Source organism: Rhodococcus sp. ACPA4 (assembly GCF_002300185.1).
Taxonomy (GTDB): Bacteria; Actinomycetota; Actinomycetes; order Mycobacteriales; family Mycobacteriaceae; genus Rhodococcus_F; species Rhodococcus_F globerula.
The window spans coordinates 983425-999303 of sequence record NZ_NSDY01000002.1; the positions used below are offsets into that span (position 1 = coordinate 983425).

Genomic DNA, 15879 nt, shown 5'->3' on the forward strand with positions numbered 1-15879 from the left:
GGTGAACACCAGCTCGGCGTCGACCTGGGATTCTCTCCGGAGGCGTGACCAAGATCATGCCGATTGTCCGATTCTCGGGTATTTGTGTGTCGCACAAATGGTTTCGTGAAGACCTCTCGGTCTGGTTCAACAGATGAGCGTCCCCGTGAAACACGAAGGGCGCGTACCCGTGACCGTCTGGTCACAGATACGCGCCCGCCCCGCGGTAACGCGAAAGACTATGCGCTGCCGTTGAACAGTGAAGTCACAGAACCGTTCTCGAAAACTTCCTTGATGGTCCGTGCGAGCAGAGGTGCAATCGACAGAATCGTCAGCGTCGGGAACTGCTTCGACTCGGGGATCGGCAGCGTGTTGGTCGTGATGACCTCCTTGGCGCCGCAGGCAGCCAGGCGCTCGGCTGCCGGATCCGAGAAGATGCCGTGGGTGGTGGCAATGATGACGTCGACAGCGCCGGCGTCCTTGAGTACCTTGACGGCGCCGGCGATGGTGCCGCCGGTGTCGATCATGTCGTCGATCAGCACGCAGGTGAGGCCGTTGACGTCACCGACGACGCGGTTGGACTTGACCTGGTTCGGGACCAGCGGATCACGCGTCTTGTGCACGAACGCCAGCGGCGCGCCGTCGAGGGCATCTGCCCACTTCTCGGCAACCTTGACGCGGCCGGCATCAGGGGAGACGACGCAGATGTTGTCGGTGCCGTAGTTGTCGCGCACGTACTCGGCGAGCTGGCCCTGAGCGTGCATGTGGTCGACCGGACCGTCGAAGAAACCCTGAATCTGATCGGTGTGGAGGTCGACCGTGATGATCCGGTCGGCGCCTGCGGTCTTGAGCAGGTCCGCGATCAAGCGAGCGGAGATCGGCTCGCGTCCGCGGTGCTTCTTGTCCTGGCGGGCGTACGGGTAGAACGGCAGCACCGCGGTGATGCGCTTTGCAGATCCACGCTTGAGGGCGTCGATCATGATGAGCTGTTCCATCACCCACGTGTTCAGCGGCGCCGGATGGCTCTGCAGCACAAACGCATCCGATCCACGAACGGACTCTTCGAAGCGAACGAAGATCTCACCGTTCGCGAAATCGCGGGCAGTCTGCGGGGTGACTCGGATGTCGAGTTCCTTCGCAACCTGCTCAGCCAACTCGGGATGCGCACGACCCGAGAACAACATCAAGTTCTTCTGGTTGTCGATCCAATTCGCAGTCACTGGTTCATGCCATCCTTTTGTACTTGCTGATCTGTGCGCTCTGATTCCGAAGCCGTTGCTGCATCGGCCGCAGGAGTACCGGGTCGATTTTTCTCGACCCAACCCTCGATGTTGCGTTGCTTACCGCCCGAGACCGCAAGAGCCCCAGCCGGAACGTCGAATCGCAAGACGGTGCCGGCGCCGGTGTACGCGCCGTCCCCGACGTGAACCGGAGCGACGAACATGGTGTCCGAGCCGGTTCGCACGTGCGACCCCACCACAGTACGGCGCTTGGTCACCCCGTCGTAATTGACGAAGACGCTCGACGCTCCGATGTTGCTGTGATGGCCGATGGTGGCGTCGCCGACGTAGGTAAGATGCGGAACCTTCGAGTGTTCGCCGATCTCGGCGTTCTTGGTCTCCACGTACGCACCGAGTTTGCCGTGAGCGCCCAGGGAAGTGGCCGGACGTAGGTACGCGAAGGGGCCGACAGTGGCGTCGTCGCCGATTGTCGACTCGCTTGCGTGCGAGCGGACGACAACGGCCCTTGCACCGACAGTGACATCGGTCAGAGTGGTATCCGGGCCGATCACAGCGTCTTCGCCCACTGACGTGGTGCCGGCCAACTGCACGCCGGGAAGCAGCGTCACATCTTGCTCGAGAGTGACGTCGCAATCGATCCACGTACTTGACGGATCGACAACGGTGACGCCCGCCCGCATCCACTTCTCGAGGATTCGACGATTCTTCTCACGTGCCAACGTCGACAGCTGCACGCGATCGTTTGCACCGGCGACCAGAACCGAATCAGCGATGTGCTGAGCGCGGACTCGCTTTCCGGCGCGACGGGCGATCATGATCACATCGGTGAGATAGAACTCGTGCTGAGCATTGTTGGAGTCGAGGGACGACAACGCATCGCGAAGCGTCTCGACATCGAATGCGTAGACGCCGGAATTGACCTCGGTGATCGAACGCTGCGAGTCCGTCGCTTCTTTTTCCTCGACGATCGCGTTGACTTCACCGTCGGTGGTGCGCAGGATCCGGCCGTACCCGGTGGGGTCGGACGCCGTGGATGTCAGGACTGTCACCGCGGCTGCCGGCGCGCTGATGTGGCGCTCGAGTAGGTCCGCGATGGTGGTGCCGTCCAGGAGCGGGACGTCGGCGGCAGTCACGAGTACCGTGCCGCGGAAATCTGCGGGCAGCCCTTCGAGTCCACAACTGACCGCGTGGCCCGTGCCCTTCTGCTCGTCCTGAACGGCGATGGTGATCGCGCGATCCAAGTCGGTGGCGACGGATGCCACAGCTTCGGATACCCGTTCGCGATCGTGGCCGACGACGGTCACCAAATGCGTCGGATTCAACGACGCGGCAGCGTGGAGGGAGTGCGCGAGCATGGTGCGGCCGGCAAGAGTGTGGAGCACCTTGGGGGTCTTGGACTTCATCCGAGTGCCTGCACCCGCTGCGAGAACGATCACGGCGGTTTGCACTTGTTTGAGCTCCCTCTTGTCGATCATCAACTACCGGCTCCGCCGCCAGGACTCGAACCTGAACTATCTGAACCAAAATCAGAGGTGCTGCCATTACACCACGGCGGATTGCCACGCTCTCCGAACCTTGCGGCGGATTACGCGCAAGAATAATCGCATGCCGACCCGGTCTAGGTCGAACCGCTCCTCCGTTTTCGGGTCGAGCAGTGCCGATAGGCTTGCTGAGAGCGGTGCGGTGACAACCGTCCGCCGTGTGGGGAGAGAGGCAATGATGGCGACGGTTCCCAATCCGATGGGCAGTGATCGCGCACCTGAACGGGCAGCTCGGGTGCGGATGACGGGAACACAGCGTCGTCAGCAGTTGATCGAGATCGCCAGGGCACTTTTTGCCGAACGTGGATACGAAGCAACTTCGGTCGAGGAAATCGCGCAGCGGGCGAATGTCTCGAAGCCTGTCGTCTACGAGCACTTCGGCGGTAAAGAGGGCTTGTACGCCGTGGTCGTGGATCGCGAGATGTCGCGACTGTTGGAGATGATCACGTCATCGTTGTCGCAAAACCGCTCGAGAGTTCGAGTCGAGCGAGTAGCGCTGGCGTTGCTCACATACGTCGAGGAACACACAGACGGCTTCAGGATCTTGGTTCGTGATTCGTCCGTCGTGGCGCCGAGCGGCACCTATTCCAGTCTCCTCAACGACGCCATCAGTCAGGTGGGATACCTGTTGGCCGGAGACTTCTCGCGGCGCGGATTCGACCCGGGACTTGCAACGATGTACGCGCAGGCACTGGTTGGGATGGTGTCGACCACAGCCACGTGGTGGCTCGACGAGCGCACTCCGTCCAAGGAAGTTGTGGCCGCGCACCTCGTGAATCTGTGTTGGAACGGCCTCACCAATCTCGAGGCCGATCCGCAATTAGAGGGTTAACGCAGGCGTGCCTGTCGCCGAAGTATGGAGCGCAGTCTAAGCTGTGTTGGCTGTATCACGATCGTTCGATGGGCAAATGTGGTTTGTTTGCGTGGGGTGTTCTTTGTTGCAAAGCGCCTTCCATTTTGACGCTGTGAACGGGTAATGGTGAGGATTCGTTCGATGTGTGGTGACTGGAGGCCGGATCGATGGTGAGGCAGGAGCGGGCGGAAGCCACTCGTGATTCGGTACTGCGCGGTGCAGCGGGGGTTTTCCTGCGTCTGGGATATGCAAACGCCAGTCTGAGCGAGATCATCGCCGAATCGCAGGTGACCAAAGGGGCGCTGTACTTCCACTTCGGTTCCAAGGAAGAGCTCGCCCGCGCGGTAATCGACGAAGGGTCTGCTCGTTTCGACGCCAAGTCGGAATTGTGGCTGGACCGCCGAACACCAGCACTGGAATCGCTGATCGGTGTCTCGTCGGTGGCAGTCGATACTGCCGCACATGACGTACTTGTTCGTGCCACGTTCCGTTTGCTGGTCGAAATCGGTGACTACCGTGGATCGGGTCCGGCAACGTTCGACGTCTGGCTCGATATTTTCCGGGAACTCGCCACCAGAGCTGCCGATGAAGGTGACCTCAAATCCGACGTCGACTCTTCGGACATTGCGCGCTTCTTGTTGCAAATGGTGACGGGTGTCCGATTGATAGCTTCGGCTACGGGAACAATGCGTGATTTGTCTGAGTCGATGAAGACGTCCTGGAACATCATTCTTCCGGTCGTCGTTCCGGAATCGAAGGTCGAATACTTCCGCCAGTTTGCTGCTCGGCGTCTAAGTAGTGACCACTGAGTTAATCCGGTTTCGACGGTCCGAATGGCGTTCGGGTCGGTGACCTGGACAGTTGGTGGGATGTATCTCCCATTTGTGTGGATCTAATCGTGTCACGGAAGTGGTGTTGGCCTATATTGGGCTTTTGAAACAAACTCAGAGTATGTTTATCCCGTAACTAAATGTCCGATGGTCCGATCTTGCCGACCTGCTCGACGTTGCGGTATGTTCTTCCAGTAGCTGAACAATTGCTGCAACCTGTCGATCGGTCAGGGAAGCTCGATTGTTCGAGACGAAGTCGGTGTACCGGGCGGGGTAGGGGGTCGCCCGGTCCATCGATGAAAGGGGTATCGAAGATGGGTGAATCTGTACCGTCGGGGACTTCGGCAGTTTCGGCTGTTTCGTCAGCAACATTCGATGCGACCCCCCGGATCGGCTGCGACGTCGTCAATGTCGTGGATGTCAGTCGAAGTATCGATCTGTTCGGGAGCCGATACCTCGAGCGGACGTTCACCGCACGCGAGTTGGAGATCTGCAGCGGGGCTGCCAGGGATCAGCGACTCGCGGCGCGCTTTGCCGCGAAGGAAGCAGTGGTCAAGGTTCTCCGGCCCGCGGACACAGCAATTCCATGGAATTCCATCGAGATTACGCGTGAGCTGTGGGGGGGATGTGGGGTAGAGCTTTTCGGCGAAGCAGCAAAACTTGCTGTGGCACAGGATCTTCAGGATTTTCAAGTGTCTATTTCGCATGAGGCCGACGTCGCTATCGCCATGGTGATTGCCATGCATCGCGGCGGTTCGCAACAAACAGAAGGACTAAGTCACCGATGAGTGATCAGGCAATTCGCAAAGTGCTCATGGAGCATGGTCGGCTTGCAGTCGACGTCGGCACAATCGACATCGACGCCGATCTGTACGCGTTGGGTTTGACCTCCCATGCGAGTGTCAATGTGATGCTGGCGCTGGAAGATTCGTTCGATATCGAATTCCCGGACGAGTTGCTCCGGAAGAGCACTTTTGCCAGCGTCAGGGCGATCAAGAGTGCGTTGATCGGCCTGGGTGAAGCGTGAGCATTCCGCATCCCGACGTTATTGTCGAGCCCGCCCTCGATCGGGCACGCCGTGTCGCAGACGAAGTTGCTGCCGTGTGGGCGGCCGAGGTGGACGAAGACTCTCGATTCCCCGTCGAGGCGGTTGCTGCGATGCGCGAGCAGCGTCTGCTCTCTGTCGCCGTTCCTGCCGAGCTCGGTGGCGACGGCTTGTCCTTGCGTGAGGTTGCCACCATCGCGCGGATCATCGGATCACGCTGTGCGTCCAGCGGAATGATCTTTGCGATGCATCAGACGCAGATTTACTCCCTGGTCAAGCACGGCAACACCGAGGCGCTGCGGGCGTTCGTGGTCGAATCCGTCGAAAAGCAGTTGCTGCTCGCATCGGCAACAACGGAGTTGGGAATCGGCGGCGACGTCAGCCGAAGTTACTGCGCTGTAGAGGATCTCGGTGGCCATCTGCTGCTGATCAAGAACGCGCCGGTGATCTCGTACGGCGAGCATGCAGACGCGATTCTGGTCACCGCCCGACGTTCGCCGGAAAGTCAGCCGAACGATCAGGTTCTTGTTGTCTGTCGCAGCGGGGATCTCACACTGGAAAAGACTGCCGAATGGAACGCATTCGGGTTGCGGGGAACATGCAGCCTCGGGTACATCCTGCGGGCGACGTCCACGCCGGACATGATGATCGATACTCCGTACGCCGACATTTCCACCAACACGATGTTGCCCGTCTCGCACGTCGTGTGGAGTTCGGTGTGGCTCGGCATCGCTGACGCGGCACTCGACAAGGCGCGTAAGTACGTGCGCGCCGCGGCGCGCAAGCAGCCGGGAGTCTCGTCGCCGGCAGCGCTGCGACTGGCTGAAACAGCTTCCACTGCGCAACAATTCGCGGACCTGGTTGATGCATCCGCCAGTCGCTACGACCGCGCCGTCTGCGCTCGCGGCGAACTGGATGGGGCGACGACAACCGACAGTGTCGGGTTCTCGCTGTCGATGAACAACCTGAAGGTCGCCACATCGAGATCTGTGGTGGAGATTGTCGGTCAGACGATGTTGATCTGCGGTATCTCCGGATACCGAGAAGACAGTGAGTTCTCGCTCGGGCGGCATCTCCGTGATGCCCACGGGGCTGCCGTGATGGTGAACAACGATCGCATCATGGCTGGGTCCGCTCAAATGGCCATCGGATACCAAGGAACAATGTGACTACCGACTTCGTGAACGCCGAGACCGATTCCACCCCTTCCGAACTCGATCTTGCCAGGGCCGAGTTTCAGCGTGAATTGCTGAGTGCCGGAATTCTCATCGAGACAGATGTTCTAGGTCTTTACGGTCGTTCCGGGTTGTTCGAGGACATCATCGACGGAATCGACCGCGTGGTCGTTGCTGCGGGTCCCGGATCCGCAGCAACGCGTCTGCGCTTTCCGCCGGTGTTTCCTCGCACGAGTTTCGAGCGCACCGATTACATCGCGTCGTTCCCCAACTTGACCGGTGCCATCAACACTTTCAACGGAAGCAATCGTGATCACTCACAGTTGCTCGCAGATCGCGCCAACGGTGAATCGTGGGATCGCTATCTCGAACCGACCGAGACGATGTTGGTGTCGGCCGCGTGCCACCCCGCCTACGCTCAGTACACGGGTGAGTTGCCCGAAGGCGGAGTGCTTCTTGATATCTACGGATTCTGCTTTCGGCACGAACCGGCCATCGATCCAGCCCGTATGCAGGCGTTCCGCATGCACGAGTTCGTGACGATCGGCGACGCCGACGCCGCTGCAGCTCACCGCAAAAAGTGGATCGAACGCGGAATGGGAGTCTTGGGCGACCTCGGCCTCGATGCCACGCCGGTCATTGCCAACGATCCGTTCTTCGGAAGGGCCGGCCGGATGTTGGCGGCCAACCAACGCGATGAAAACCTGAAGACGGAGCTGACAGTTCGGTTGTACGGCGATCTCGACGAGGGTACGGCAATCGTGTCATCCAACAACCACCTCGATCACTTCGGCAAGACATTCGACATCACTACCGCCAACGGGGAGGTTGCGCACAGTTCCTGCGTCGGTTTCGGAATGGAGCGAATCGCTCTGTCTCTCTTGCGAACACACGGTCTTGACATTGCTGCCTGGCCAGGCGGCGTCCGTGGACATATGGGTTTGTGATGGCCAGACTCCTCGATATCACCCCCGATCGCTACAACTCACATGCCGTGCATCACGAGGACCGGGTGTGGGCGCAGACCAACTGTTACCTGGATCTCTGGATCGAGGTTCTGCATTCGCTCGGCCTCGACCCGGTTCCCGCCATGGCATGTGCGTTTGCGTCAAGGTTCGACGGTGCTCAGTGGACGTTCCTCAAGTTCAAGGCCGAGGATATCTTTGCGCTCTACGGGATCGACGTTGCCGAGATGAACGTCTGGCGCGCGCCACTGATACACGTCGAGGACAACCTCGAGGCAGGAATGCTGTCTACGGTGGAGGTCGACGGTTACTGGCTGCCGGACACATTGGGTACGAGTTACCATGAGACGCATACCAAGACAACAATTGTCCCCAACCGGATCGATCGAGTAGCGGGAGAACTCGAGTACTTCCACAACAGTGGATATTATGTGCTTCGGGGCGACGATTTTTCCGGGGTGTTCGATCTCGATCGTTCGAGCATCCCGCCTTTCGTTCCTTACGTCGAGCAGGTCCGTCTTTCGCCCGTTCACGAGATGAACGCGGGAAACATCGCAGAAGTAGCTCGTCGGAACGCGGCAGTTCGGCCTCCGGGAAATCCGGTACGCGAGCTGGGGCGCAGGGTCGTCGAGGATTCGGAGTGGATCCGCACAGCCGGCATGGAGGCATTCCATCTGTGGTCGTTCGGGTTGCTGAGGCAGTGCGGCGCCAGCGCTGAACTTGCCGGCGATGTCAGCGAATTTCTCGATGCGTCAGGGTTTTCCGGTACAGCGCAGGCGGCGGCGGGGTTCCGCAGTGTCGCTGCGGGCGCCAAGAGTGTGCAATTTCAGATGGCGCGTGCGGCGAGGGGGCGCGTTGTGGATCCCCGTGATCAACTCGACGAGATGGCGGTGACCTGGACACAGTCCATGGACATCATCACCTCCATTGTCGGAGTTGATTCCCAGCGACATCTCAGGTTGGTGTGATGCCGCGGAAATACGCTACAGATCTTCTCGAGGAAGCGCAGTGGCGCTGTATCGCAACGCAACCCGGCGAAATCGTGAATCCCGCGCAGCTGTCGGGAATGACGGGATGGCTACCGGCTACGGTGCCGGGCACGGTGGCCGGGGCGGTCCGCGAAGCCGACGGCTCCGCTGCGGCTCGTCGGGTGGCTGCCGACGCCAGTGATTGGTGGTTCGTCACGAGGGTTGCCACGGCCGGTGAGGGGTCGTGGCTGCTCCACCTCCAGGGGCTGACGGCGGGCGCGGACGTCTGGGTCGATGACACTGTCGTCTTGTCTTCTGAGTCCATGTTCGTTCCCGGTGAGGTAGTCGTAACCCGTGAGGCGGCCAAGAGTCGTGAATTCACACTCTCGATCCACTTTCATTCTCTGGCAACAGTTCTGAGTACGCGTCGGCCTCGTGGCCGATGGCGTTCGTCGTTGGTGCGTGAGCAGGGCCTGCGATGGATACGTACAACACTGCTGGGGAGTGCACCCGTATTCGCCGGTGTGCCGGTGCCGGTGGGGCCGTGGCGGGGTATTCGATTGTTGGACGTCGGCAAGGCAAGCGTCGTTTCCCGGACTCTTCACGCTACCGTCGATGGAACGTCCGGGGCCGTCGAGATCTCGGCGCGTCTCACGGGTCTGCCCCGCACGGTCACGGCAGTGCCGGTGACCGTCGGAAACGTTCGTGGTTCCCTCACCGTGACATCGCGAGACGGTGGACTTGCCGTCGTATCCGGCGTCGTCGAAATTCCTGATGTGGATCTCTGGTGGCCGCACACGCACGGTCGGCCGCATCGATACTCTGTGTCGATCGACGTGGGCAGAGATGTGCTCCACCTGGGGCACATCGGTTTTCGTAGTCTCGAGGTAGATCGAACCGGCGGTGGATTTCGAGTATCGGTCAATGGGGTCGACGTGTATTGCCGGGGATCGGTGTGGGTGCCCACCGATCCCGTCTCCTTCCAAGGCGAGGCGCAAACAACGTCGGTGCTCGAGCGTTGTGCAGCGTCCGGCGTGAACATGCTGCGTATTCCCGGAACCATGGTCTACGAGAGTGATCACTTCTGGAACGAATGCTCGAGGTTGGGCATTCTCGTCTGGCAGGACGCGATGCTCGCGACGCTCGATCCGCCAGACACGGACGAGTTCTTTGCACTCTTTGCCGCCGAGGTACGTGCGTTCCTGCAACAGGTCGGTGGCAACCCGGCGCTCGCAGTTTTCTGCGGAGGAAGTGAAACCGAACAGCAACCGACCATGCTCGGTCTGGTCGATCAGCACATCTCGATCATTCATTCCCGCTTGCCTGCGATGCTCGAGGAACTCGCACCGGGACTCGAGTACGTCACTTCGTCTCCGTCCGCACCGCCCGACCGTGAAACACTGGCCACTCACGTAGGCACCGGTATCGCCCACTACTTCGGAATAGGCGGGTACCGGCGTCCACTCGACGACGTGTTGAGCGCGCGGGTGCGCTTCGCAACGGAGTGCCTGGCGTTCTCCATTCCGCCGTCGAACACTGCCGTCGAGAACGAGTTCGGCTCTGTGTCCGTAGCGGGCCACCACCCGTCGTGGAAGGCTGCTGTGCCACGGGACAACGGGTCGTCCTGGGACTTCGAGGACGTTCGTGATCACTACGTCAGAACGTTGTTCGGCGAGGATCCGAGTGAGGTTCGCTGGTCCGATCCGGAACGCTATCTCGACTTGGGGCGTGCGGCGATCTGCGAGGCCTTCGGCGCAGCACTCGGTTACTGGCGTCGAGCAGATTCCGGTTGTGACGGTGCGTTGACCTTGGCTTTGATGGATCTCGAACCTGGGCCAGGGTGGGGAGTCCTCGACTGGCATGGCACACCGAAGGCTCCGTGGTACGTGCTCCGGCGGTACTCGAAACCCGTGGCCCTTATTGTCACCGACGACGGTCTGGACGGACTCCGGCTCGACGTGATCAACGAGACCGGTGACCCGGTGGTTGCCGAAATCCGTATCCGAGCGCACAACAGGTCTGGTGTGGTCCCGGTGGATGTGGTCGCGCCCGTCAAGGTCGACGCCCACGGGAAACGGAGTCTGACGGTCGACGAGGTGGTGGGGCGATTCACCGATCTCACGCACGTCTTCAAGTTCGGGCCGCGCAACTACGACGCAGTCACCATCACTCTCGAGAACGAGGAAGGCGTGGTTATCGACGAAGTTGTGCATCTGTTGGGAAGCCCGGCCAGACCCCTGGAACGCACCGTCGGCCTCGCCGCCATTGCCCGCAGTGTCGGCGACGACTGGTTTGTCGACGTCACCTCGGAAGGTACGGCGCAATACGTGTCGCTGGACCTGCAGGGGTTCGAGCCCGAAGATTCCTGGTTTCATCTCGGACCAGGCGGTGCACGGACGGTGAGGTTGCGTCGCACCGGTCAGGCGAAGATGGTGATCGGTCGCGTTCGAGCACTCAATTCCCATTCCAGCGCCCCGGTCAGCCCGCCGTTGGTTGCCGATCCACCTCGGCAACCGTCGACCAAGCGGGTTCCGCGGAGGTAGGGCACGCTCGCGGATAGAATCGACTCGGCGTCACGCCACCGCTGGTGGGTGACGCTCGGGTTGTTCGTCCGCAGCTCGCCGTCACCGCCGAGGAGCGCATTCGTTGACTGCCTTGCCCGCTGCCCAGACTTCGCTTGCCGGCCTTGCCGAGGCCGCGCTCGCAGACGCGGCCTTCGCCTCGGTGACCGAGGCGATCGGTAGAGCCACCCTCGACATCGTTGCGCCGAAACCGGCGAGGCCGTTCATCGCGGCCGCGCTTGCATCGCGAACGCCAGTGCTGTTGGTGACCGCAACAGGTCGTGAAGCCGACGATCTGACGGCCGAACTCACCGAGATGATCGGCGGATCGGTTGCACAGTTCCCGTCGTGGGAAACGTTGCCTCACGAGCGGCTCTCGCCCAGCGCGGATACCGTCGGGCGGCGTATCGAGGTTCTCCGACGCCTTGCTCGTCCTGACGATTCCTCGTACGGTGCGCCGCTGCGGGTTGTGGTCACGACCGTGCGCTCTCTGGTTCAGCCGATGGCCCCCGGGCTGGGTGAGATCGAGCCGATCACACTGCGCGTCGGCACCGAGATCGACTTCGAGTCGGTTCTGGTCCGGCTGGTGGAAATGGCGTACACCCGCGTCGACATGGTCGGCAAGCGCGGCGAGTTCGCAGTGCGGGGCGGCATTCTCGACCTTTTCTCACCCACCGCGGATCACCCTGTTCGCATCGAGTTCTGGGGCGACGAAGTTTCGGAGCTGCGCTACTTCTCCGTTGCCGACCAGCGTTCGCTACCGGATATCGACGTCGACCTCGTCATCGCGCCGCCGTGCCGTGAATTGTTGTTGACCCCCGACGTTCGGGATCGGGCTGCCGCGATTGCCGCAGAGAACCAGGCCGACGCCTCGCTGGTGGAGATGCTGGACAAAATCTCGGCGGGTATTCCGGTGGAGGGCATGGAGGCGTTGCTTCCGGTGCTGAAACCTGGTGAATTGCAATTACTTTCCGATGTTCTTCCCGCCGGAACCCACATTCTGCTCTGTGACCCGGAGAAAGTGCGCACCCGCGCAACGGATTTGGTTCGCACCGGGCAGGAGTTCCTGGAAGCGTCGTGGACTGCGGCGTCCATCGGCGGCGCGGCACCCCTCGACACCTCCATCCTCGCCGGCGGCGACTCGGGGCTCGGCGCGTCTGCCTACCGGTCGCTGCGTCAGGTGCGCGAATCCGCAGAAGCGGGTGGGCGTCCGTGGTGGACCGTCAGCCCGCTGGCATCGGGGAGTGGTGAAGAACTCGAACTCCCGATTCAGCCTGCCCCACAGGTGCGTGGGTCGGACGATCTTCTTGCCGAGCTGTTCGTCAGCCTCCGTGCGCACGTGACCACGGGTGGACGCGCGGCCGTGGTTGTTGCCGGTTCCGGCACGGCAAAACGAGTCCTCGAACGACTCGGTGAGGCCGAGGTTCCGGCCACAATGGCTGAGCCAGGTGCGGTCCCGGCACGCGGTCAGGTCTCGGTATTGCGTGGATCGTTGCACGACGGTCTGGTTCTGCACGGCGACGGCGACGTTCCCGGAATGGTTGTCGTCACCGAGGCCGACCTCACCGGCAATCGAGTTGCGGCAGTGGGCGACGGTAAGCGGTTGCCGGCCAAGCGTCGCAACCAAGTGGATCCGCTTGCACTTGCCGCAGGCGACATGGTCGTTCACGATCAGCACGGTATCGGCCGCTTTGTCGAGATGGTCGAACGCACCATCGGCGGGGCCAGGCGTGAGTACCTGGTCATCGAATACGCTGCGAGCAAGCGAGGCCATCCGGGGGACCGGTTGTTCGTGCCGATGGAATCGCTCGATCAGCTCTCCCGCTATGTCGGCGGTGAGCTGCCCGCGCTGAGCAAGCTCGGTGGATCCGATTGGGCGAACACAAAACGTAAGGCACGCAAAGCGGTTCGTGAAATCGCGGGCGAACTCGTGCAGCTCTATGCCGCGCGTCAGGCAGCACCCGGCCATGCATTCGGCCCCGACACTCCGTGGCAGAAGGAACTCGAGGACGCCTTTGCGTTCACCGAGACGGTCGATCAGCTGACCGTGATCAGTGAAGTCAAGGGCGACATGGAGAAAGCCGTCCCGATGGACCGCGTCGTGATCGGTGACGTCGGATACGGCAAGACCGAGATCGCTGTGCGAGCCGCCTTCAAGGCGGTACAGGACGGTAAGCAGGTGGCTGTCCTGGTTCCGACAACTCTGCTGGCACAGCAGCATCTTCAGACGTTTACCGAACGGATGGCGTCGTTCCCGGTGAAGGTACGCGGATTGTCGCGCTTCACCGATGCCAAGGACTCCAAGGAAATCATCACTTCCATGGCCGAGGGCGAGATCGACATCGTCATCGGCACACATCGCCTTCTGCAGACCGGGGTTCGGTGGAAGGACCTCGGTTTGGTGATCGTCGACGAGGAACAGAGATTCGGCGTCGAGCACAAGGAACACATCAAATCCTTGCGGACCCACGTCGATGTTCTGACCATGTCTGCAACGCCGATCCCTCGTACGCTGGAAATGAGCATGGCCGGCATCCGCGAGATGTCTACCATTCTGACCCCGCCGGAAGAGCGTCATCCGATTCTGACGTACGTCGGGGCGTATGCAGACAAGCAGGTCGCGGCCGCCATCAGGCGTGAGCTCCTGCGCGACGGTCAGGTGTTCTACGTTCACAACCGCGTCAGCTCGATCGACAAGGCTGCCAAGCGAATCCGTGAACTGGTACCGGAAGCGCGGGTTGTGGTCGCCCACGGTCAGATGAACGAGGACACTCTCGAGAAAACGGTTCAAGGATTCTGGGAGAGAGATTTCGACGTCCTGGTGTGTACCACGATCATCGAGACGGGTCTCGATATCTCCAACGCGAATACGTTGATCGTCGAGCGCGCTGATTCACTCGGCCTCTCACAGCTCCACCAGTTGCGAGGTCGCGTCGGACGCAGCCGGGAACGCGGATACGCATACTTCCTGTATCCGCCGGAGAAGCCGTTGACCGAAACGGCATACGATCGCCTTGCCACCATTTCGCAGAACTCCGATCTCGGCGCCGGTATGGCCGTTGCCATGAAGGACCTCGAAATCCGCGGCGCCGGTAACGTCCTCGGCGCCGAGCAGTCCGGACACGTTGCCGGCGTCGGGTTCGACCTGTACGTCCGCCTGGTCGGCGAGGCGGTCGAGGCCTACCGCGCCGCCGCTGACGGGCTCCCGATCACGACCGACGAGGGCCCGAAAGAGGTTCGCATCGATCTACCCGTCGACGCACATATTCCGCCGGACTATGTCACCAGCGATCGGCTTCGTCTCGAAGGTTATCGAAAGATTGCTGCCGCAACAGATTCCGAGGGCATCGCTGCCGTCGTAGAAGAACTTGTTGACCGGTACGGCCCGATACCGGAAGAAGTGCGTCGACTGGTATCGGTGGCGAAGCTGCGGCTGCTGTGCCGCGAGTACCAACTCGAGGAAGTGGCGGTAACCGGTACTCAACTCAAGATCTCGCCCATGTCGCTGCCCGATTCCAAGCAGATCAGGCTCAAGCGGATCTATCCGAGCGCGCAGTATCGGGCGACGACAGGCTTGGTGCAGCTGCCACTGCCGCGAACCGGGGGAGTGGGTTCCGATCGCCTGCGCGATGTGGAATTGCTGCAGTACATTGCCGATTTCATCCTGGCGATCGACGGTCGCGCCGCGAGTGCCGTGGTGATGGAGGCATGAGTTACGAGTCGGTTGTCGTCGTACTGGACGCGACACGTCCGGATTCAATACCAGTGAACGCGTTGACCGTGCTACGCGATCCGATCGAAATAGCTGACGATGTGCCACATTCGACTCGTCGTGCACTTCCGACGTCCGTTCCGGGAGCCGCTGTCTATGTGACGTCGAATCCAAACGGTGAGGGCGCCGTCGAAAGAGTTGCGCGAGGTGCACGGCTGATCGCAGCTGAAGCACTCAAAGGTGATGAACTTGTCGCGGCAAGTCGCCTGATGGATCGTTTGTGGAGCTATGAGGGCTGGGAAGTTGCTCAGACGCATGAATCGTTGGTTCGCTACCTTCTCGAAGAGACATACGAGGTGCTCGACGCGATCGTGGACGGTGACCGCCAGACATTGCGGGAAGAATTAGGCGACCTACTGTTGCAGGTTCTGTTTCATTCACGAATTGCCGAGGCTGTACCAGGTGAGGAAGCTTTCGATATCGACGACGTCGCTCGCGGACTGATTGTAAAACTGACTCATCGAACTCCCCATCTGGCGACCGATCCGTCGGGTGATATCGACGTCGCTGCGCAGGAGCGTGCGTGGGACGAGATGAAAGCCATAGAGAAGAGACGCGCCTCCGAATTGGACGGTGTCGCAGTGAGTCAACCTGCATTCAGGCTGGTCGAGCAGTATGTGTCCAGAGTGTCTCGTGCCGGGTTCCCGGAGGAACTGATACCAGTCGAGTTGATTGCGATGGCAACACAGATGCGCGACCTCGACGGGTTGCTGCGGATGAAAGCGCTCAGCTTCGCGGACCGCTTTCGAGTGGCGGAGCAGTACGTCAAGAACCACGTCGACGAGGTCGATCGTGCCCCGGTGGATTGCTTGACCCCACCTCTCGATCGTTGGAGCGCGGCATGGCGACTGTCAGCCACTGAATGATTTGGATTGCCATTTCGTAACTGGGTGCCGGATCACGTTGATTCTAGGCTGCAAATAAAACAAACCTGAGGTATGTTTACGTT

The 15879-nt window shown here is 60.9% G+C and carries 12 protein-coding genes and 1 tRNA gene; 10 read left to right on the top strand and 3 right to left on the bottom strand.

Annotated features, from left to right (window positions below; all coding sequences use genetic code 11):
• Window positions 1-218: 218 nt before the first annotated feature.
• The 3 genes from CJ178_RS27910 to CJ178_RS27920 all read right to left on the bottom strand — a co-directional run bounded on the left by CJ178_RS27910 (window position 219) and on the right by CJ178_RS27920 (window position 2776).
• Window positions 219-1199 (bottom strand): ribose-phosphate diphosphokinase, encoded by a 981-nt coding sequence (locus CJ178_RS27910; protein WP_033234295.1) that lies wholly within the window; start codon window positions 1197-1199, stop codon window positions 219-221.
• Window positions 1196-2695: a bifunctional UDP-N-acetylglucosamine diphosphorylase/glucosamine-1-phosphate N-acetyltransferase GlmU gene (gene glmU / locus CJ178_RS27915; RefSeq protein WP_045069304.1), complete on the bottom strand. Its 1500-nt coding sequence runs from the start codon at window positions 2693-2695 to the stop codon at window positions 1196-1198. Before glmU ends, CJ178_RS27910 begins: the two co-directional genes overlap by 4 nt.
• Before the next feature lie 10 nt (window positions 2696-2705).
• Window positions 2706-2776, bottom strand: a tRNA-Gln gene (locus CJ178_RS27920).
• A gap of 184 nt (window positions 2777-2960) precedes the next feature.
• Between CJ178_RS27920 and CJ178_RS27925 the strand changes: the two genes are divergently transcribed.
• The 10 genes from CJ178_RS27925 (at window position 2961) to CJ178_RS27970 (ending at window position 15796) form a co-directional block, all read left to right on the top strand.
• The gene (locus tag CJ178_RS27925; protein WP_033234408.1) at window positions 2961-3593 is read left to right on the top strand and encodes a TetR/AcrR family transcriptional regulator; all 633 of its coding nucleotides are present in this window, start codon (window positions 2961-2963) and stop codon (window positions 3591-3593) included.
• Window positions 3594-3781: 188 nt separating this feature from the next.
• Entirely contained in the window at window positions 3782-4423 is a 642-nt protein-coding gene (locus tag CJ178_RS27930; protein WP_033234297.1) for a ScbR family autoregulator-binding transcription factor, read from the top strand.
• A 335-nt stretch (window positions 4424-4758) separates the two neighbouring features.
• Window positions 4759-5232: a holo-ACP synthase gene (locus CJ178_RS27935; RefSeq protein ID WP_095888469.1), complete on the top strand. Its 474-nt coding sequence runs from the start codon at window positions 4759-4761 to the stop codon at window positions 5230-5232.
• Entirely contained in the window at window positions 5229-5471 is a 243-nt protein-coding gene (locus CJ178_RS27940) for an acyl carrier protein (RefSeq protein WP_095888470.1), read from the top strand. Before CJ178_RS27935 ends, CJ178_RS27940 begins: the two co-directional genes overlap by 4 nt.
• Window positions 5468-6658, top strand: coding sequence for an acyl-CoA dehydrogenase family protein (locus tag CJ178_RS27945; protein WP_045069307.1), 1191 nt, complete (start codon window positions 5468-5470; stop codon window positions 6656-6658). Before CJ178_RS27940 ends, CJ178_RS27945 begins: the two co-directional genes overlap by 4 nt.
• Complete coding sequence (locus CJ178_RS27950; RefSeq protein ID WP_045069309.1) at window positions 6655-7611, top strand: amino acid--[acyl-carrier-protein] ligase; 957 nt, start codon at window positions 6655-6657, stop codon at window positions 7609-7611. Before CJ178_RS27945 ends, CJ178_RS27950 begins: the two co-directional genes overlap by 4 nt.
• Entirely contained in the window at window positions 7611-8597 is a 987-nt protein-coding gene (locus CJ178_RS27955; RefSeq protein WP_095888471.1) for a DUF1839 family protein, read from the top strand. Before CJ178_RS27950 ends, CJ178_RS27955 begins: the two co-directional genes overlap by 1 nt.
• Window positions 8597-11140, top strand: a complete 2544-nt coding sequence (locus tag CJ178_RS27960; protein ID WP_095888472.1) for a glycosyl hydrolase 2 galactose-binding domain-containing protein — start codon at window positions 8597-8599, stop codon at window positions 11138-11140. Before CJ178_RS27955 ends, CJ178_RS27960 begins: the two co-directional genes overlap by 1 nt.
• Before the next feature lie 103 nt (window positions 11141-11243).
• Entirely contained in the window at window positions 11244-14870 is a 3627-nt protein-coding gene (mfd, locus tag CJ178_RS27965) for a transcription-repair coupling factor (protein WP_095888473.1), read from the top strand.
• On the top strand, window positions 14867-15796 hold the full coding sequence (locus CJ178_RS27970; protein ID WP_095888474.1) for a MazG family protein: 930 nt from the start codon (window positions 14867-14869) through the stop codon (window positions 15794-15796). Before mfd ends, CJ178_RS27970 begins: the two co-directional genes overlap by 4 nt.
• The last annotated feature ends 83 nt before the right edge of the window (window positions 15797-15879 follow it).